Annotated in this window: 17 protein-coding genes; 14 read left to right on the top strand and 3 right to left on the bottom strand. The window is 60.7% G+C overall.

Annotation, left to right across the window (positions count from 1 at the left end):
* Positions 1-10: 10 nt before the first annotated feature.
* Positions 11-667: an ABC transporter ATP-binding protein gene (locus DAAHT2_RS00430; protein WP_013162323.1), complete on the top strand. Its 657-nt coding sequence runs from the start codon at positions 11-13 to the stop codon at positions 665-667.
* Between the two features lie 16 nt (positions 668-683).
* Positions 684-1,565, top strand: coding sequence for a protease HtpX (htpX, locus tag DAAHT2_RS00425; RefSeq protein ID WP_013162322.1), 882 nt, complete (start codon positions 684-686; stop codon positions 1,563-1,565).
* Between the two features lie 179 nt (positions 1,566-1,744).
* Here the strand turns inward: htpX and DAAHT2_RS00420 are convergent, their stop codons facing one another.
* Positions 1,745-2,581, bottom strand: coding sequence for an ion transporter (locus DAAHT2_RS00420; protein WP_013162321.1), 837 nt, complete (start codon positions 2,579-2,581; stop codon positions 1,745-1,747).
* A 329-nt stretch (positions 2,582-2,910) separates the two neighbouring features.
* Here DAAHT2_RS00420 and corA point away from each other — a divergent pair, with 329 nt between their 5' ends.
* The 10 genes from corA (at position 2,911) to DAAHT2_RS00370 (ending at position 12,981) form a co-directional block, all read left to right on the top strand.
* Positions 2,911-4,020 carry a magnesium/cobalt transporter CorA gene (gene corA, locus DAAHT2_RS00415; RefSeq protein ID WP_013162320.1) on the top strand — a complete coding sequence of 370 codons (1,110 nt, stop codon included), beginning with the start codon at positions 2,911-2,913 and terminating at the stop codon, positions 4,018-4,020.
* 55 nt (positions 4,021-4,075) lie between these two features.
* The gene (gene trxB / locus DAAHT2_RS00410; protein ID WP_167319349.1) at positions 4,076-5,053 is read left to right on the top strand and encodes a thioredoxin-disulfide reductase; all 978 of its coding nucleotides are present in this window, start codon (positions 4,076-4,078) and stop codon (positions 5,051-5,053) included.
* A complete protein-coding gene (locus DAAHT2_RS00405) occupies positions 5,050-6,231 on the top strand; it encodes an SPL family radical SAM protein (protein WP_013162318.1) in 1,182 nt (393 codons plus the stop codon). Before trxB ends, DAAHT2_RS00405 begins: the two co-directional genes overlap by 4 nt.
* A 232-nt stretch (positions 6,232-6,463) precedes the next feature.
* Positions 6,464-6,871 (top strand): single-stranded DNA-binding protein, encoded by a 408-nt coding sequence (locus DAAHT2_RS00400; protein ID WP_013162317.1) that lies wholly within the window; start codon positions 6,464-6,466, stop codon positions 6,869-6,871.
* A gap of 134 nt (positions 6,872-7,005) precedes the next feature.
* The gene (locus DAAHT2_RS00395; protein WP_013162316.1) at positions 7,006-7,761 is read left to right on the top strand and encodes a DUF2796 domain-containing protein; all 756 of its coding nucleotides are present in this window, start codon (positions 7,006-7,008) and stop codon (positions 7,759-7,761) included.
* Between the two features lie 30 nt (positions 7,762-7,791).
* The gene (locus DAAHT2_RS00390) at positions 7,792-8,538 is read left to right on the top strand and encodes an ABC transporter ATP-binding protein (RefSeq protein ID WP_013162315.1); all 747 of its coding nucleotides are present in this window, start codon (positions 7,792-7,794) and stop codon (positions 8,536-8,538) included.
* The gene (locus DAAHT2_RS00385) at positions 8,526-9,785 is read left to right on the top strand and encodes an ABC transporter permease (RefSeq protein WP_013162314.1); all 1,260 of its coding nucleotides are present in this window, start codon (positions 8,526-8,528) and stop codon (positions 9,783-9,785) included. Before DAAHT2_RS00390 ends, DAAHT2_RS00385 begins: the two co-directional genes overlap by 13 nt.
* A 183-nt stretch (positions 9,786-9,968) precedes the next feature.
* A complete protein-coding gene (locus tag DAAHT2_RS13595) occupies positions 9,969-10,718 on the top strand; it encodes a DUF3299 domain-containing protein (RefSeq protein WP_013162313.1) in 750 nt (249 codons plus the stop codon).
* A gap of 35 nt (positions 10,719-10,753) precedes the next feature.
* Complete coding sequence (locus DAAHT2_RS00375; RefSeq protein WP_013162312.1) at positions 10,754-12,076, top strand: radical SAM family protein; 1,323 nt, start codon at positions 10,754-10,756, stop codon at positions 12,074-12,076.
* Positions 12,073-12,981, top strand: coding sequence for a cation diffusion facilitator family transporter (locus DAAHT2_RS00370; RefSeq protein WP_013162311.1), 909 nt, complete (start codon positions 12,073-12,075; stop codon positions 12,979-12,981). Before DAAHT2_RS00375 ends, DAAHT2_RS00370 begins: the two co-directional genes overlap by 4 nt.
* A gap of 19 nt (positions 12,982-13,000) precedes the next feature.
* Here DAAHT2_RS00370 and DAAHT2_RS00365 read toward each other — a convergent pair whose 3' ends face one another.
* Positions 13,001-14,008, bottom strand: a complete 1,008-nt coding sequence (locus DAAHT2_RS00365) for a tRNA dihydrouridine synthase (protein WP_013162310.1) — start codon at positions 14,006-14,008, stop codon at positions 13,001-13,003.
* Between the two features lie 470 nt (positions 14,009-14,478).
* Between DAAHT2_RS00365 and DAAHT2_RS00360 the strand changes: the two genes are divergently transcribed.
* Together DAAHT2_RS00360 and DAAHT2_RS00355 are read left to right on the top strand one after the other, a co-directional pair.
* Entirely contained in the window at positions 14,479-16,152 is a 1,674-nt protein-coding gene (locus DAAHT2_RS00360; RefSeq protein WP_013162309.1) for an ammonia-forming cytochrome c nitrite reductase subunit c552, read from the top strand.
* 173 nt (positions 16,153-16,325) lie between these two features.
* Positions 16,326-16,988, top strand: coding sequence for a hypothetical protein (locus DAAHT2_RS00355; RefSeq protein ID WP_013162308.1), 663 nt, complete (start codon positions 16,326-16,328; stop codon positions 16,986-16,988).
* Between the two features lie 143 nt (positions 16,989-17,131).
* On the opposite strand, the gene clpB is transcribed toward DAAHT2_RS00355, so the two are convergent.
* The gene (gene clpB / locus DAAHT2_RS00350; RefSeq protein WP_013162307.1) at positions 17,132-19,756 is read right to left on the bottom strand and encodes an ATP-dependent chaperone ClpB; all 2,625 of its coding nucleotides are present in this window, start codon (positions 19,754-19,756) and stop codon (positions 17,132-17,134) included.
* Positions 19,757-20,045 lie beyond the last annotated feature (289 nt).

Below are 20,045 nucleotides of genomic sequence, written 5' to 3'. Positions count from 1 at the left end.
AGCCCAAAAGATGATCAAACTGAAAAACGTGGAAAAGAAATATCGCCGTGGGGCCGAGGAAGTGCGGGCGCTGCGGGGAATTGACCTGGAAATTCAGGCCGGGGAATTTGTCTCGGTCATCGGACCTTCCGGGGCCGGCAAAACCACCCTGCTGCACATTCTGGGCTGCCTGGATCTGCCCAGCAGCGGCGAAATGCACTTTGACGGCCTGCGGGTGGATAAGATGCGGGAATCGGAGCTGGTGACCTTGCGCCGCAACAAAATCGGTTTTATATTTCAGCAGTTCTATCTGATACCGGGCCTGAGCGTGCTCGATAACATCGCCCTGCCCTTGATGTTCAGCAAGAGCAAGCCGGCGCCGGGGCGGATCGAGGAGCTGGCCCGAGCGGTGGGCCTGGGGGAGCGGCTGCACCATGTGCCGGCCCAGCTTTCCGGCGGCGAAATGCAGCGCACCGCCATCGCCCGCGCCCTGGTCAACGATCCGGAAGTGATCCTGGCCGACGAACCCACCGGCAACCTGGATTCGGCCAACAGTGAGAAAATTTTTGATATTTTGCACAAACTGCATCAGAATGGGCTGACGGTGATCATGATCACCCATAACCCGGAGCTGGCCGAACGGGCCGGCCGCACCATCACTATCAAAGACGGTATAATCGAACAGTAGTCTTGGAGGAAGCAGCATGAAAAGGATTGCACTCTTTATCGCCACCAACCTGGCCATTGTCCTGGTGCTCAGTATTGTCCTGAGCCTGCTGGGGGTAGGCCGGATCCTGGATGAAACCGGGACCGGGCTGGATATGCGCAACCTGATCATCTTTGCCGCCGTCTTCGGCTTTGGCGGTTCCTTTATCTCGCTGGCCATCTCCAAGTGGACCGCCAAACGCCTCACCGGGGCGCAGGTAATCACCACCCCGCGCAACGAGGCCGAGGCCTGGCTGGTGGAGACGGTGAAAAACCAGGCCCGGGTGGCCGGTATCGGCATGCCGGAGGTAGCCATTTACGACGCCCCGGATGTCAACGCCTTTGCCACCGGCGCCCGCCGCGACAAAGCCCTGGTGGCGGTGAGCACCGGGCTGCTGCGGGCCATGAACCGGGATGAGGCGGAAGCGGTTCTGGCCCACGAGGTCAGCCACGTGGCCAACGGCGACATGATTACCCTGGCCCTGATCCAGGGGGTGGTCAACACCTTCGTCATCGTCGCCTCGCGGGTGGTGGGCCACCTGGTGGACCGGGTGGTTTTCAAGACCGAACAGGGCCATGGCCCGGGCTTTTACATCACCGCCATCGTCGCCCAGGTGGTTTTCGGTATCCTGGCCAGCACCATTGTCTTCTGGTTCAGCCGCCAGCGTGAGTTCCGGGCCGATGCCGGCGGCGCTCGGCTGGCCAGTCGCGATAAAATGGTGGCGGCCCTGGAAAAACTTAAGCGCAACGTGGACCAGCCCCACCTGCCCGACCAGATGGCCGCATTCGGCATTTCCGGCGGCATAGGCCAGGGCCTCAAACGCCTCTTCATGACTCATCCGCCGCTTGAAGAAAGGATCGAAGCCCTGAAGAGGAGATAGCCGGTAATCGCTCAGCAGCACCGCATCTTCGGGCGATCAGCCAGGCTTACGTACAGGGGGTACGCTGCGCCTGGCTGCTTGCCCGAACCTGCGGCACTGCTGAACGATTACAGCCCGTTAAACCGGCAGGTTAGTACCCCTGGTGAACGATTACGATAGCCGGAACGCGGCAGGCCGCGTCAGCGCTGCTGGGCCAGGATCGCCTTAAGCTCCCTGATCTCATCTCGCAATTTGTCGATGTCCCGATGCAGGGCCGATTCCTTTTCCTCGGCCAGGGCTTCAATTTCGTGCATCTGTTCGGCTTGGGCGGCCTGGGCCTGGCTTTGCATGGCCTCGACGATGACGGCGATGAAGAGGTTGAGGATGGTGAAGGTGGCCACCATGATAAAGGGCACGAAAAAGAGCCAGGCATAGGGAAACTCGGCGAGTATCGGGCGGACAATACCCATGGACCAGCTTTCCAGGGTCATCACCTGGAACAGGGTATACATGGAGGCGCCGATGGAGCCGAACCACTCCGGGAAGTGCTCGCCGAACAGCTTGGTGCTCATCACCGCCGCCACGTAAAAGATCAGCAGCAGCAAGGTCGCAATCGAGCTTAAACCGGGAATGGCCTGCAGCAGGGCGGCAACCACCTTGCGCATCCGGGGCGAGGCCGACACCAGCCGCAACACCCGCAGCACCCGCAGACTGCGCAGCACCGAAAAGGCGCCGGTGGCCGGAACCAGGGCGATGCCCACCACGACAAAGTCAAACACCCGCCAGGGATCGCGGAAAAACCGGGCCGGCCCCATGGCGATCATGGCCACGGTGAGTTCCACCACAAAGATGGTCAGACACAACCGGTCCAGGGTATAGAGCAGATCGCCGTAAGGCTCGTTGACCCGGGGCACGGTCTCCAAGCCAAGAATCGCCGCGTTGGCGATAATCACCCCGATCACCGCCTGCTGCACCCACCGCTGTTCGATCCACTGATAAAGCTGTTGCCGCCAACCAGCATCAATACTCGAGGTCATTGCACCACTCCTTTGTCATCTCCACTACCGCGTAAGCGTTCAGCCGCACCGCATCTTCGGGCGATCAGCCAGGCTTACGTACAGGGGGTACGCTGCGCCTGGCTGCTTGCCCGAACCTGCGGCACTGCTGAACGCTTACGGCCCGTTATACCGGTATGCTAGTACCCCTGGTGAACGCTTACGCTATCGCTTTAATGCCAGCGCAGACTCTACGACAATTTGGGCTTGCTTGCAGCAGATAAATGATGGTATCAGTCAGCCATGGTCCGCGACAAATTTGAACTGCCAGGTATCAGGCAAGCCTCCGACATCCGGCCACAGGGTGCCCCATGAGTGCTTACAACTCCGGGATCATTGCCCGGGTACTGGGCAATGCCCCCCTCAAGGCCGGGCTGCCGCCAGGCACACCGATCCATGTCGGCGAACGCAAGACCGAGCGGGTCAACATTACGGTGTTGCACTACGACCGGCACGGCTGCCGGGAAGAGACCACGGAAAAGGCCGAACAGTGCCGGTTTTACCATGACCGGGAGGGAGTAAGCTGGATCAACGTCGACGGCTTGCACCATGTGGACATCATCGAAAAGGTTTCCGCCTGCTTTAAACTGCACCCCCTGACCGTGGAAGACATCTGCAACACCACCCAGCGACCAAAACTGGATATTTTCGACGACTACCTATTTCTGGTGGCCAGGACCCAGACCTACGACCAGGCGCGCGGCGCCTTGGCTTCAGACCAGATCAGCATAATTTTAGGAAAAAACTTTCTGCTCACCTTCCAGGAAAGCCCCACCCCGATTTTCGCCGGGGTCCGCCACCGCATTAACAGCGGCAAGGGCAAAATCCGCACCATGGGGCCTGATTACCTGGCCTACGCTCTACTGGACGCAGTGGTGGACAGCTACTTTCAAACCCTGGAAAATCTGGGAGAGGAGATCGAAACCCTGGAAGAGGAGGTGCTCAGCGCCCCCCGCCGGGAAAATGCGGAAAAAATCCACCGTCTCAAGCGGGAGATGATCCTGCTGCGCAAATCGGTCTGGCCCATGCGCGAGATATTAAACAGCCTGCTGCGCCACGATGAAACCGAACTGATTGACCCGGCCATCAATATTTACCTGAAAGACCTGTACGACCACACCATCCAGGTGATCGACACGGTGGAAACCTACCGGGACATCACCGCCGGTTTGCTGGACATCTACCTTGGCAGCCTGAGCAACCGCATGAACGAGGCCATCAAGGTGTTGACCATGTTTGCCACCATCTTTATTCCCCTGACCTTCATCGCCGGGGTCTACGGCATGAATTTCGACCCCGAGGCCAGCCCCTGGAACATGCCCGAGCTGGGCTGGACGTTCGGCTACCCCCTGGTGCTGGCTTTAATGCTCGCGGTGGCCGGCGGGATGCTTTATTATTTCAAACGCAAGGGTTGGTTGTAGGAACTTTGAACCACTAAAACTTATCGTGCAAACCATGGGTATCGAAAAAACGAACATGAGCTGCCCCAAGCCGTCAAGTTATCCAAACAGCGGTGATTTTCACCTCCATGACCTGATTATCATCGGCGGCGGCCCCGGCGGGCTGACCGCCGGCATCTACGCCCAGCGGGCGGCACTGGACACCGTGCTCCTTGAAAAAGGGGTGCCCGGCGGCCAGATGAACAACACCGACATGGTGGAAAACTGGCCCGGCACCGAATCCATCGGTGGGGCCGAACTGGCCACCGCCATGGCCGACCACGTAAGCTCCTACGGGCTGGAAATCCAACAGCAGGAAGTACGGCAGATAGAACCCTGCCTGGGTTATCACCTGGTTCACCTGGCAGACGGCCGTTCCCTGGCCGCTTATGCCCTGATCATCGCCGCCGGCGGCAGTCCCCGCAAGCTTGAGGTGCCGGGCGAGGACGAAAATTACGGCAAAGGGGTCTCCTACTGCGCGGTCTGCGACGGCTTTTTCTTCCGCAACAAAACCGTGGTGGTGGTTGGCGGGGGCGATACCGCCCTGGAGGAATCCCTCTACCTGGCCAAAATCGCCGGCCAGGTACACCTGGTCCACCGCCGCGAGGCCTTCCGGGGCAGCATGATCCTGCAAAAAAGGGTGCAAAAGGAAGATAATATCAGGCTCCACTTAAACGCCGTGGTTACCGCCATCATGGCCGACGGGCAGGGGGTGACCGGAGTGGCCCTGGAAGATACCCAAAACGGCGACCGCAGCGAACTGGCCTGCGACGGGGTTTTTGTCTTCATCGGTTTTGTGCCGGACAACAAGCTGGTGCCCGCCGGCACCAAAATGAACGCCGACGGCTACGTGATCACCGACGACAAGTGTGAAACCAACCTGCCCGGAATCTTTGTGGTGGGCGACCTGCGGGAGAAATACGTCAAACAGATCATCACCGCCGCCGCCGACGGTTGCATAGCCGCCCAGGCCGCCGCCCGCCACGTGGAAAACCGCAAGGGCGAAAATAAGTGAACACCTTCGACGAGTTGCCGGCTGACGACCCCAGCCGGCGGCTCACCTCGCTGCGGGTTGAGGAATCCTGCCTTGATCTGCCGCTTACCCGGGAAATTCTCGCCCGGGCTGGTGATCTGCCGCTTACCGTCATTCCCGACGGCGCCGAGCCGGCGCCGGACCTTACCCCTTACCCTCAGAGCCTTACCCATGGTAAACGCATCCTGCACCTGGGCCGCAACCGGGGCCGATTTTTAAAGCCCTGCCCCGCCACCCGCAATTACCGCTGCTGCGATTACCAGGTGCTCAACATAGGGGCGGGCTGCCCCATGGATTGCGCCTACTGCATCCTCCAGGCCTATCTCAACAACCCCTGGTTGAGCTTCTACGTTAATATCGATGACCTGTTCCGGGAGCTTGATGAAACCCTGGACCAGGCCACCGCCCGGCAGGCTGGGGCAGAGCCGGAGCGCTCATTTTACCGCATCGGCACCGGCGAGTTCACCGACAGCATGGCCTTGGACCGCCTTACCGGCCTGAGCGCCCGGCTGATCCGATACATGGCGACCAAAAGCAATGCCGTGCTGGAGTTGAAATCCAAGGCGGTGGTGCTGGACCACCTGCCGGCGTCCGGCCACAACGGCCGTACCGTGATGGCCTGGTCACTGAACAGCGCCGAGGTTATGCACCGGCTGGAGCTGCACACCGCCGATCTCGACACCCGGCTCACCGCCGCCGCCCACTGCGCCGACCTGGGCTACCCCCTGGCCTTTCATTTCGACCCCATCATTGATCACCCCGGCTGGGAAGAGGGCTACCGGGAAACCATCCGTCGCCTGTATCAAGCGGTGCCGGCAACCAGTATTGCCTGGATCAGCCTGGGGGCCTTTCGTTTCCTGCCCGCCCTCAAAGGGGTAATCGGCAGCCGCTTCCCCGGTGCCACCTTTATCCACGAGGAGTTTGTGCCTGGGCTGGACGGCAAATTCCGCTATTTCCGCCCCCGGCGCACCCGGATGTACCAACTGCTCATCGACGAGTTGAACCGCCGGGCCGCCCCCCACACCTGCATCTATTTCTGCATGGAAAACGATCAAATCTGGCGCCAGGTGTTCGGCCACACCCCGGAGGAAAAAGGCGGCCTGCCGGCCATGCTAGACACCGCCGCCCGGGCCGCCGTTGAAATTGCAGCATCAACTTGATAGAAGTTGACAAGCCCGGCGGTAATTTCTAGAATGGCCGGACTTTTTTTTTGGTAACCGTGCAACAAGTTTTGTAACCTGTTGATCCAACGGTCTGCAAACGTTTTGTAACACCGCAGCGAGCAGAAAGGTTAATGTGCACTTTTGTGCGCAAGCCTTGCCCTTCGCCGCTCCCGGCGGTGCTGCCGGTCGTTTGCCACAACATTCCTTCAGCCAGCCAGTGAGGTGTTCCATGATCAATAAAGTCATTCTTATCGGCAACCTGGGCGCCGATCCGGAGGTGCGCTACTCGCAGAGCGGCGACGCCGTTACCACCTTCCGTATCGCCACCACCGAAGTGTGGAAAAAACAAGACGGCAGCAAAGAGGAACTGACCGAATGGCACCGGATCGTAACCTTCAAGCGACTGGCCGAGATCTGCGGCGAGTACCTGTCCAAGGGTTCCCGGGTGTACATTGAAGGCCGGATCCAGACCCGCAAATGGCAGGACAAGGACGGCAACGACCGCTACACCACGGAAATCGTCGCCCGGGAAATGAAAATGCTCTCACCCCGCGGGGCCGGGGGAGATTCCGGCAACCAGTTTATGGATGAACCGCCACCGCCTGAACCGCCCATCGGCGACGATGTGCCTTTTTGAGCCAAGAGGCATTTTCAAAGCCATTACGGTCTGTTCCACAACAATATCACCCCCGCGCCCCGTGCTTGATTGCCTTGTTTTTATACAGCCTGCAAGTTACGGGGTATGTTTTGATTCCAAAAGGTAATACCAACATGCTTGTTGCCAACAAACGGAAAGGAAAAAAACTTTTTCTGCGGCAAATGCTGGGGTTGGCGGTCGGCCTGCTGCTGCTCCAGGCCCAGCCGGTGGTCGCCCATAACGACGCCCAGGGCCACCATGAAAAGCCCCCCGGCCATAGCCACCATACCCATGACCATGACAGCCACGGCCACGACCATGGCCACGATCATGACCATGGCAGCGGGCTGGGGGCACATGTCCACGGACTGGCGGAAATCAACCTGATTGCGGAAGATTCTCTGCTGATCATCGACATGGTCAGCCCCGGCTTCAACCTGGTGGGCTTTGAGCACCAGCCCCGAACCCACGAACAGCGCCAGGCCATCCGCGAGGCCAAAGACCTGCTGGCCCAGGGCGAAAAACTTTTCGCCCTGCCCCCGGCCGCCCGTTGCCGGCTGGTGCGAGCCGAGATCGGTTCGGATTTTGATCTCGATCATCAACATGGACATGGGCATGGGGATAGCCATGAACATGAAGAGCGCCACGGGCATGGCGATCCCCACGGGCACGACCACCAACACGGGCATGAGCACAAACATAATCATGACCATGCAGAATTCACCGGGCTGTGGGAGTTTCATTGTGAGCGGCCAGAACTCCTCAACCGGATCGACTTCCGGCTCTTTGAGTATTTTCCCGGCACCGAGAGGATCCGGGTGCAGGCCGTGACCCCAGCCGGTCAAGTGGGAGCTGATTTGCGGCCGCAGAACTCCCGCCTGAATCTGTAACCCCCAGACACCGGCGCTAAAAATCACCCCATGCCCAACGCCACCACCAATACGCCAGCCATCGACTGCCGTGATCTGCGCTTCCGCTGGCACCGCGGCGGCCCTTTGGTTCTCGACCTGCCCGCCTTACGGGTTGACCGGGGGGAAAAGGTCTTTATCGCCGGCCCCAGCGGCAGCGGCAAAACCACCCTGCTGAGCCTGCTCACCGGGGTCGGGGTGGCCGAAACCGGCCGGGTGAAGGTGCTGGGCCAGGATCTGGCCGCTTTAAGCGGCAGCCGACGGGACCATTTTCGGGCCGACCACCTGGGCTACATCTTCCAGCTTTTCAACTTGCTGCCTTACCTCTCCCTGCTGGAAAACGTCCTCCTGCCCTGCCGTTTTTCCCGCCGCCGGCGGGAAAATGCCGGCGGCCGGCCATCAGCCCTGCGCGCCGAGGCCCTGCGGCTGCTTGCGCACCTGGACCTGGCCGACCCCCGGTTGCTGCGCCAGCCGGTAGCCCAACTCAGCGTCGGCCAGCAACAGAGGGTGGCGGCGGCCCGGGCCTTAATCGGCGGCCCGGAACTGGTAATCGCCGACGAGCCGACCTCGTCGCTGGACATGGACCGACGGGAATCATTTGTCAAACTGCTGTTTGCCGAATGCGCCCGGCAGGGGGCGACCCTGGTGATGGTCAGCCATGATCACAGCCTGGAGCATCTTTTTGACCGCAGCATCCAACTGGCGGCAATCAACCGGGCCCAACCGGATGTTGCGGGGGAGGCGGCATGGCAACCCTGATCCTGGCCTGGAAAAGTCTGCTCAACCGCCGCTACACCGTGGGACTGACCATCCTGGCCATCGCCCTGGCGGTGGCCCTGCTGCTGGGGGTGGAGCGGTTGCGTTACGAGGCCCGCAGCGGCTTTGCCGCCACCATCAGCGGTACCGATCTGATCGTCGGCGCCCGCAGTAGCCCGGTACAGCTTTTGCTCTACTCGGTGTTCCGCATGGGAGAGGCCACCAACAACATCTCCTGGCGCAGCTACCGGCAGATCGCCGACCATCCCCGGGTACAGTGGACGGTTCCCCTCTCCCTGGGGGATTCCCACCGGGGCTACCCGGTGCTGGCCACCAACCAGGATTATTTTCAATATTACCGCTACGCCGACGGCCGGCCGCTGGAGTTCGGCCAGGGGCAAAAATTTGCCGATCTCTTTGACGCGGTGCTGGGTTACGAGGTGGCCCGGGAGCTTGGTTACGAGCTGGGCCGGGAGATCATCGTCGCCCACGGGGCCGACGATGTCGCCTTTGTCCGCCACGACAACATGCCCTTTACGGTGGTGGGGATCCTGGCCCCCACCCGCACCGCGGTGGACCGCACCATCCATATTCCTTTGGAGGGCTTTGAGGCCATTCATCTGGGCTGGCAGGTCGGGGTGCCGCTGCCGGGGCGCCAGGTCTCGCCGGAAGAGGCCAGGGAGCGGGACTTGACACCCCGCCAGATCACCGCCTTCCTGGTGGGGCTGGATTCCCGGGCTGCCAGCTTCCAGCTCCAGCGCTACGTCAACGACTACCCCCGCGAGGCCCTGAGTGCCATCCTGCCCGGGGTGGCCCTGCACCAGCTCTGGGATCTGCTGGGCATGGCGGAACAGGCCCTGCTGCTGGTATCATGGTTCGTGGTGGGGGTGGGGCTGCTGGGCATGCTCAGCGCCCAACTCAGCAACCTGGAGGCCCGCCGGCGGGAGATGGCGATTTTACGGGCGGTGGGAGCCGGACCCCGTTATATTCTGCTGCTGATCTGCGGTGAGGCGCTGCTGCTGGCCCTGCTGGGAGCCATCCTGGGCACGGCCCTGCTTTACGCTTTGCTCCTGGGCGCCGGCCCGCTGATCGAGGCCCGTTTCGGGCTCTTCATCGGGCTGAGCGGCCTGCGCTCCACCGAGCTGATTTATTTGGCCATTGTTTTGCTGGCCGGCCTGTTAAGCGGTCTGATCCCGGCCTTTCGCGCCTACCGCCAGGCGGTGGTCAACGGCATCAACATGCGCCTGTAAGTTGACAGCAGCACCGCATCTTGCGGCGATCAGACCGACTTGCGTACTGATGTACGCGGCGCCGGTCCGCTTGCCGCAACCAGCGGCACTGCTGCCAACTTACTTGATTAATTGTAAACGTTTACCTCCTAAGCCCCGTGATCAGTTACGATTAACCTTATTTAAAGACAAGGTTTTATAAAAATGCGCTGGACCTTGAGTATATTTTTTGCCTTTTTGCTGACCGCCGGGCTGGCCGCCCTGCTCTTCTACCCGTACGGCCAGAGCCAGAGGCCGCGCGCAACGGACGTTGAGCCGGCTACGGTCGCCCCTGCGGTGGTCTCGCCGCCCCACCAGTTCGCCAATGAGGGAAAACGCCAGGCCCGCACGGAAAGCCCGGCAGAATCGGCAGCGACCCCGCCGGAACCGGAGCCCGGAGTCAGGCCGCCGCTGCGCGCAGCGGCAGACAAAGAGAAACTACTGATCCTGGACTGGGAAGACATGATTCCTCCCGACTGGCAACCCGATCTTTTTTTCCAGGATTACGATATCGACCAACTGGATGACGACGACGACCTGGCCATCGAACTGCTGGACAAGTTGCAGGAGATCTGGGCCGCCGCCCCGGTGGTTGAAGAGCTGGACGGCCGCAAGGTCAGGCTGCCCGGTTTTGCCGTGCCCCTGGACGCCGAACCGGGAAAGGTCTCGGAATTTCTGCTGGTACCCTACTTCGGGGCTTGCATCCATGTACCGCCACCGCCGGCCAACCAGATCGTGTACATCAAGGCGGCCCGCCCCGGTGAACTGTTCGAGCTGGAACTGTTCGACACCGTCTGGGTCCAGGGCACCATGCATACCGCCGGCTTCAGCGCCGAACTGGGAGAGGCCGGTTACACCATGATCGTCGATAAAGTTGAACCATACACAGATGGCGGCGCAATCGTTTTAGAGTAACCCGTAAGCGAACAGTTTCGAGATTATAAGCAAACATGCCCCAGCACCCCGACCACACTCCCAGCCTGGTTTACGCCAACGCCCGGGGCGAGATCAAAGACCTGCCCGATCTGCTGATGGCCGGTCGCAGCGGCCTGGATTTTCAACCTCCCTCGTTACAGGCGCTGATCCCGCTGCCGCCGGGCAGTGAGCTTTTTGTTTTGCCCCAGCGCCGGCCGGTTGGTATTGATCCGGACAGCGGGGAAGCGCTGCTGCTGGAAGATGATCCCGCTGAACCGGGCGCTCCGGCCCAGGCGGTGGCCGCCTTCATCGCTCCGGCCCATACCGCCATCCTCGGGGCCGCTTACCAGCGGGAGTCGGAGGAGGCCGTTACCCTGCCGCTGTTTGCCTATACCGCCGTGGGCTGGTACCGGGGCCGTTTCTGGGTCTGCGCCTGGCGCAGCGACCACGACCGGCGCCAGGACTTCGGGCGCCACCGGCCGGAGGCGATAAAAAAACGCACCAACCGGCGTCTGGCGGCCATGAGTAACAACCGCCTGGTGCAGCATCTGGGCAAATGCTGCCTGACCTACGGCTGCCCGGCGGCGGTCAACTACTTCATGGACAGCTTCGAGGCCCCTCTGCCCACCTCACCGGTGTGCAACGCCCGCTGCCTGGGCTGTATCTCGCTGCAACCTTCCGGCTGCTGCCCGGCAACCCAGGATCGCATCAAGTTTGTGCCCACGCCCGCCGAAATCGCTGAAATCGCCGGGGAACACCTGGCAAAGACCGCTCACGTGGCCAGCTTCGGCCAGGGCTGCGAGGGCGAACCCCTGCTGCAGGACGACACCATCGCCGCCGCCATCAAGCTGACGCGCAAGCGGACGGCCAAAGGGCGGATCAACTGCAACACCAACGCCGGCCGCCCCGAGGCCCTGGCCAAACTGGTCGACGCCGGCCTGGACGCCATCCGGGTCAGCCTCAACAGCGCCCAGGATCATTACCATAAGCGTTACTACCGGCCGCTGGACTTCAACCTGGACCGGGTCCGGGAATCCATCCGGCACCTGAAGGCCGGGGGAAAATTTGTTTCCCTCAATTACTTTGTGCTGCCGGGCTTCAGCGATGACCCGGCGGAATACAACGCCCTGTGCCGATTGATTGAGGAGTGCCGGCCGGATTTCATCCAGTTGCGCAACCTCAACATGGACCCGGACTGGTACCTGACCGAGCTGGAGTTTGCCCCCACCGGGGAAGCCATGGGCATCATGGCCTGGCGGGCGGCCCTGGGCCGCCGTTTCCCCAAGCTGGGTTTTGGTTACTTCAACCCGCCCCCGGCCGGCCACCGCCAGCGGCAGCGCAAAGGAGCAAGGTCATGACCGGGCAGCAGGCCACCAACGCCCGCCTGTTACGGCTGGCGGCGCTGGCTTCGGTGAGCGTGGCCACCATTCTGATCGGGGTCAAGTTCGTGGCCTGGAGCCTTACCGGCTCCACCAGCCTGCTGGCCTCTCTGGTGGACTCCATGATGGATCTGGCGGCCTCGGGGATAAACTTCATGGCCATCCGCTATGCCTTAAAAGGCGCCGACCACGAACACCGGTTCGGCCACGGCAAGGCGGAATCCCTGGCCGGGATGGCCCAGGCCTCTTTTATTGCCGGCAGCGCCGTCTTCCTGCTGATCTATGCCGGCAATCGGCTGCTGGAGCCCCGCCCCTTGGAAAATATCGATTCCGGCCTGGCGGTGATGCTCTTTTCCCTGCTGCTGACCATGGCCCTGGTGGGCTTTCAGCGCCATGTCATCAAGCGCACCGGCTCGGTGGCCATCCGTGCCGACTCCCTGCATTACGTGACCGATATTTTAACCATCCTGGTTACCATTGCGGCCCTTTTCCTGGTCCGCCAGGGGTTGCTCTGGGCCGACCCCCTGCTGGCCCTGGGCATTGCCTGCTACATCCTCTACTCCGCCGCCCTGATTATCCGGGAGTCGTTGCGACACCTGATGGACCAGGAACTCTCCCCGGAGATCAAAGGGCAGATCAGAACCATCGTCCTCAACGACCAGCGGGTGCTGGGGATGCATGACCTGCGCACCCGCCAAGCCGGCCAGACCAAGTTTATCCAGTTTCACCTTGATCTCAGCGCCGAACTTTCTCTGCGGGAGGCCCACGCCATCGGCCAGGAAATTGCCGAAACGCTGAAGCAAAACATTCCCGGGGCGGACATCACCGTCCACCAGGATCCCATTAAACGGCACTCACCGCTGAACAACAGCCACACCCGCTGAAAAGCGCCCCTACCCATTTTTAAGCCGTCGCCAAAAAGTGCTCGGCCCGCCGCCGGGCGGTATCCAGGTCCGGGCTGCTCTGCACCGCCGCCGCCAGATGGTGGCCAAACTGGTAATTGCGGGCGTAATAATGGGTAAACTCTTTCAGCCGGCCCAACCGGCGCTCCGGGGTAAAACTCTCCTTTAGCAACTCGCAGAAGCGCCGGTAAATGGCGGCCTTTTGCTCCTGGCTCGGGGCGGTGGACAACTCGTCGTGCCCCGGGGCAAAGTCCGTCGCCCATCCCTCGGCCAGTTGGCGGAAAAGCCAGGGCGTGGCGGCGGCGGCCCGACCGATCATCAAGCCGTCGGCGCCGCTGGCCGCCAGGCAGGCGGCGGCATCGGCGGCGGAAAAGATGCCGCCGTTGGCCACCACGGGAATCCGCAGCCAGTGCTTTACCTTGCCCACCCATTCCCAGCGGGGCTTGCGCCCGTACGGTTCACCACGCAGACGGGCATGGACTGTGAGCAGGTCGACACCGGCATCCTCCAGCAGCAGACAAAAGGCCCTCAACCGCTCGGCATTCAACTCTTCCCCCAGACGAATTTTAGCGCTCAAGGGCAAAGCCGTCCGCCGCCGGGTTTCCTGAACCAACCGGCGAACCATTTGCGGCTCCTCCATCAGCCGACTGCCGCCCCCCTGCCGCCGAATATCCGGCGCCGGGCAGCCCAGGTTGAGGTCGATGGCTGCGGCGCCCAACTCTTCTGCACTGGCCACTGCCGCCGCCACCTCTGCCGGACTGGTCAGCAGAAGTTGAAAAGAGAGCGGCTGCTCACTGGGATGACGCACCAGATAAGGCGATAGGGTCGGGTTTTCATGGGGTAAACGTTTGGCCGCCAGCATTTCCGTACTCAACAGCCCCACCCCGCCCTGCTCCTGCACCAGGCGTCGCAGGGCAGAATGGGTAAGCCCCGCCATGGGCGCCAAAAGTAAAGGCGGGCTGATCCGCAAACCACCATACTCAAGCACCCGGCCATTATTTTCTTTCATCCAACACCTCTTTCATCGGGCCTGTTTATCAAAGCCTGTCTTTGTCACCCCCTGCAATGATCAGGAAACACTCCACCAATCGCTGCCACATTGTTGCATGCCGTAAAGTTTTGGCAACATTATATCTGCCTTGACACATGGATATTTACGGTGATACACCCAAATTAAGAGTCAATTTTATGAGCCGTCGCTCACAATTTCCTGCCCCGTTTAACCCTTGAGTTATCAAAGAAAAAACAAGAGCTTCCTATAAATAATTTACTGGAGGTTAACCACATCTTTACACCAAAGACGTTAAAATAACCCAAAATGGGAATGGCTACCATAGAACAGCTATTCTTTTGGATGAGGGTAAAATTAACCTTAACGTCGTTTGTTCGCAAGGAGGTGATGAGCCACAGGAGGCGACCGTAGATTTCAGATTGTATGATTACTCAATATGAACCAAATCGAAGGAGCAGGAGGAGAAAATGATTAAAAACCCTAAGTCCCTTTTGGGCGCGGCGGTTGCTTTTGCCTTGGTAGGCGGCCTGAGCCTGTTCGGCGCCAGCGGCGCCCAGGCGGCGGCAAAGCCGGTGGATGTTAACACCTGCTACAACTGCCACGACAACACCGGCCCGGGCAGTGACATCAAGGCTTTCCACGTCCGCGGCAGCCACGCCAGCATCAACTGCGGCCACTGCCACACCGAGACCGAGGCCCACGTTCGCAACTTCAACGTCAAGCCGGTCACCTCCGTTGACCAGCGCACCTGTGGCCAGTGCCATGCCGAGCAGTTCAACTCCATGCTGCAGGTAAACTGGGACCGTCCGCCCAAAGAGGAAAAGGCTACCCCCACCGGCCGGACCTCCCGTTACGACACCCTGATGCGGCCCCATGGTTTCACCAAAGAGCACGCCGAACCTCGCAGCCACGTCTTCATGCTGGTTGACCATCTGCTGGTGGATCGCGCTTACGGCGGCCGTTTCCAGCTCAAGAGTTGGGAGCTGATCGGTGACGGTGCCGCCGCCCAGGCCGGCGCCTGGAACATCCTCTACGATGTAGAGCCGGAAACCAACAACCAGAAGGCTTTCCGGGGCCAGGTGGCCACCGCCGCCAACCCGGTATGTATGTTCTGCAAATCCCAGGACAACATCCTCAACTGGGCCTACATGGGCGACCCCCATCCCAAGGCCAAGTGGGACCGGACCTCCAACGTGGTTGATTTCGCCCGCAGCTTGAACCACGCCCTGAACTGCTTCACCTGCCACGACCCGCACTCCACCGAGCCGCGGATCACCCGGGATGCCCAGATTCAGGCCATTGTTGATCGTGGCGAAGGCACCTACCCCTACGACAAGGAAAAAAGCAAGCGGATCACCGTGGAAAAAGTTGAGTTCCGTGACGGCTTCCGGGCCATCGGTCTGCTCAGCGAGCCGGACTCCAATATGATGTGCGCCCAGTGCCACGTTGAGTACAACTGCAACCCCGGTATCGACGCCGCTACCGGTGAGCGGGTGACCATGGCTGACCAACGCACCAACCTGATGCAGTGGTCCAACGTTTTCGACTTCAACCGTCGGATGTATGAGGACTTCAAGTTCATCGACTTCCGCAACGCGGTAACCGGGGCGGATCAGATGAAGATCCAGCATCCGGAAATGGAAGTATTCTGGGGCTCCAAGATGGAGCAGGCCGGCGTTGAGTGTAAAGACTGCCATATGCCGAAGATGGTTTCCAAGGCCGGCGTTAAGTACACCTCCCACTTCCAGACCAGCCCCAAGTACCACGGCTACGAGAACACCTGCCTGGTATGTCATGACGACTGGACTCCGGAGCGGGCCGACTACACCATTCACGCCATCAAGAACTATGTCCGCGGCAAGATCAACAAGGCCGAGTTCTGGCTGGCCGAGCTGATCGACACCTTTGTTCGCGCCAAAGATCTTGGTGTGCCCGAAAGCGTGCTGGCCGAGGTTCGCAAGCATCACACCGAGGCCAACACTCACTGGGAATGGTGGGTAGCCGAGAACTCCGACGGCTTCCACAACCCTGAGCAGGCCCGGGAATCTCTGGCCTACTCCATGACCCAGTCCCAGCAAGGTATCGCCCTGCTGGAGAAGGCCATCGAGGAGCGGCGCAAAGCAATTGCCAAGCTCCGCTAAAACACTTGCTTTAACAGGCAGGCAGCAGTAAAAGGACAAAGGGCGGGACGAGGTTGATCCCGCCCTTTGTCTATCTTGCAACTACCCTGCCGTATTTCGCGGCTGGAGAGTGATCATTTACAGCCACTAAAAAGTCTCAAGCACGCAACAGGCAGACAAGGAACGGTTTTATTATGAAAAGCTTTATCACAGTTTTGTTGGTTCTCTTCCTGGCCGCCGCCTGCGGCCAGGAAAAGCAGGAAATGATCGGCACCGAAGCCGGCCCGGCTCCCGAAGAAGGCTATATCGTCCAGGTGGGAGAGAGCTACATTACCCCTTCGGACGTTGAGCAGGAACTGCAGGGCATGCCGGAAAGCCGGCGGCTGATGTACGAGACCCCCGACGGCCAGGATCGCCTGTTCGATGAGATGATCAAGCGGGAGATGTTCCGCCAGGAGGCGGTACGCGCCGGCCTGGATCAGAGTGAAGCATACCGGAAACGGGTGGAGTACCTTGCCAGACTGGCTCTGGTAGAAATGTTTCTGGAGGAAAAAATTCAGGCCAGCGTGACGGTCAGTGACCGGGAAGTGCAGGATTACTACGAGGCCAACAAGGATACCGAGTTCACCAACCCCTTGAGCGGTGAAACCCAGCCCTTCACCAGCGTTCGCAACAGTATCCGGCGACTGCTGTTACTGGAGAAGCAACGCGAGGCCTTCGACAAATACATGGAAGACATGATGGGCCGCTATGTGGTCCGGGTGTCCGATGATTACCGGCCTGATAGCGGCGACGAGCTGCCCATGGTGGAAGAAGGTTTTGGCCAGCTGCCCGACGATCTGCCGGCTGCCGAATAGACCCGGCAATCCTTATAACTGCTTGTTTTTACTTTATCCCTCAGGACCACCAAAAAACCGCCCCCAACCGGGAGCGGTTTTTTTTTGGGCCTGATGGCCATCGACGATCCTTACCGCCGCAAGTCAGCCAGCATCTACCTGGGTCAGGCGGAGTCCAGCCCAGCCTCGTCGCCGGCAACCCGGCTGAAGCTCAGGGCATCGCTGCCCTCAGGCCGGTCGATGCGGATGGTATCCCCTTCGACAAAGGCCCCTTCCAGGATCTTCATGGCCAGCGCATCCTGGATGTGACGCTGAATCGCCCGTTTCAACGGCCGCGCCCCGTAGTTGGGGTCATAGCCCACCTCAATGACGAACTCCCGGGCCGCCGGGGTCAGTTCAATCTTGAAGTGCTGCTCCAGCAACCGCTGGGTGAGTAGCTGCAACTGGATATCGACAATCCGGCTCAAGTGCTCACGGTTCAAGGCATGGAAGATGATGATTTCATCCACCCGATTCAAGAATTCCGGCTTGAACTGGGCATGCAGGATCTCATCAATCCGCGCCTTCATCTCTTGCCGGCGCTCCTCGCCCAGGTCCATGATCAACTGGCTGCCCAGGTTGGAGGTCATGATCAGAATGGTGTTCTTGAAATCCACCGTCCTTCCCTGGCCGTCGGTCATCCGACCGTCATCGAGGATCTGCAGCAGAACGTTGAAGACATCGGGGTGGGCCTTTTCGATTTCATCAAAGAGGATCACCGAATAGGGCCGGCGGCGCACCGCCTCGGTGAGGTAGCCTCCCTCTTCGTAACCCACGTAACCCGGCGGTGCGCCGATCAGCCGGGCCACCGAGTGTTTCTCCATGAACTCGGACATATCCAGCCGGATCATGGCCTTTTCGGTGTCGAACAGGAAGGCGGCCAGGGAGCGGGCCAACTCGGTCTTGCCCACCCCGGTGGGGCCCAGAAAGATGAAGGAGCCCAGGGGCCGGTTGGGGTCCTGCAGGCCCGCCCGGGCCCGACGCACGGCGTTGGCCACCGCGGCGATGGCCTCCTGCTGGCCCACCACCCGTTCGCTGAGCTTGGCATCGGCGTTGACCAGCTTTTCCTTTTCCCCTTCCAGCAGCCGGTCGGTGGGAATGCCGGTCCACTTGGCCACCACCGCGGCCACATCTTCCTCGTCCACCTCTTCTTTCAGCATCTTGCGATCCTGCTGGATTTCCGCCAGCCGCTCATTTTTAGCGGCCAACTGCTTTTCCAGCTCCACGATGCGGCCATAGCGGATCTCCGCCACCCGGCTCAAATCACCCTGCCGTTCGGCCTGCTGTTCTTCAATGCGGGCCTCGTCAATCTTGGCCTTGATATCGCGGATCTCTTGGATGATCTCTTTTTCCAGGCTCCAGTGGCCCTTCATGGCCTGCAGGGCCTCGTTGCAGTCGGCCAGTTCGGCCTCCACCTTGCTCAGCCGTTCCTGGGAAGACTTGTCGCTCTCCTTCTTCAAGGCCTCGCGCTCGATCTCCAGCATGATCTTTTTGCGCTCGACCTCGTCGATCTCAGTGGGCATGGAGTCAATCTCGATGCGCAGCCGGGAGGCCGCTTCATCCACCAGGTCGATGGCCTTGTCCGGCAGGAAGCGATCGGTGATGTAGCGGTTGGAAAGGGTGGCGGCGGCCACCGTGGCCGAGTCCTTGATCCGCACCCCGTGGTGCACCTCGTACTTCTCCTTGATCCCCCGCAGGATGGCGATGGTATCCTCGACGCTGGGCTCCTTGACCAGCACCTGCTGGAAGCGGCGTTCGAGAGCGGCGTCTTTTTCGATATACTTGCGGTACTCGTTCAAGGTGGTGGCGCCCACGCAGTGCAACTCGCCCCGGGCCAGGGCGGGTTTAAGCATGTTGGAGGCATCCATGGAGCCTTCGGCGGCCCCGGCCCCCACCAGAGTGTGGATCTCGTCGATGAACAGGACCACCTCGCCTTGGCGCTGCTGGATCTCCTTGAGTACCGCCTTTAAGCGATCCTCGAACTCGCCCCGGTACTTGGCACCGGCCACCAGCGCCCCCATATCCAGTGCAATCACCTGCTTGTTACGCAGGGTGTCCGGCACGTCGCCATTGACAATGCGTTGAGCCAGGCCCTCGACGATGGCGGTCTTGCCCACCCCCGGCTCACCGATCAGCACCGGATTGTTCTTGGTCCGCCGGGAAAGCACCTGCACCACCCGGCGCACCTCGTCATCACGACCGATCACCGGGTCGAGCTTGCCCTGGCGGGCCACGTCGGTGAGGTTGCGGGCATATTTTTCCAGGGCCTGGTATTTGTCTTCGGGGTTGGGGTCGGTGACCCGCTGGCTGCCCCGCACGCTTTCCAGGGCCTTCAGGAAGGCATCTTTGGTGACCCCCTGAGCGGTCAAAACCCGGGCGGCCGCGGCATCCTTGTCTTCCAGCAGAGCCAGGACCAGATGCTCCTGGCTGACATATTCGTCCTGCATGCCGGAGGCCACCTTGAAGGCCCGGTCCAGCAGGCGCTGAAAAGCGGTGGAAGCATAGAGCTGGGTGGCGCCGGCCCCGCTCACCTGGGGCAGCTTACTGACCAGTGCCTCCATTTCGGCGGCCAGTTTTTCCCGGCTGACCCCCATCTTCTGCAGCACCGGGGCGATCACCCCGTCGGTTTGATCCAGCAGCACCTTGGCCAGATGTTCCGGCTGCAGCTCCTGGTGCTGGCGCTCCAGGGCCAGGCTCTGGGCCTCCTGCACCGCCTCCTGGGATTTCATGGTAAATTTATCAAATTTCATATCTTGCTTCTCCCGGCTAAGAGTAAAAATAAGCTTGGCCTCTCATCTGGCAACCCACGCTTGCACGTCAGGCCAGCCAGGTGAGCCTGCACCGGGTACGGCCGGCGCACAGCGTAGCGTCAACTTTGTGACACGCAAATTTACAGTAAGAACGGCCGGCGCGACTGTCAAGCACCGGGCACCAGGTTGCCCAAAAAAGGCAGGAGGCACAACGGCTTCCGCGGGGGAAACCGGTGTGCCCGGGGAGAAAGGAGTTGGGGCGGGGGTTGAGTTGAGGAGGGATCAGGAC

The organism is Desulfurivibrio alkaliphilus AHT 2, from assembly GCF_000092205.1.
GTDB classification, from domain to species: Bacteria; Desulfobacterota; Desulfobulbia; order Desulfobulbales; family Desulfurivibrionaceae; genus Desulfurivibrio; species Desulfurivibrio alkaliphilus.
Note: the sequence above shows the minus strand (reverse complement) of the source record. Positions and strands in the feature narration are given on the sequence as shown.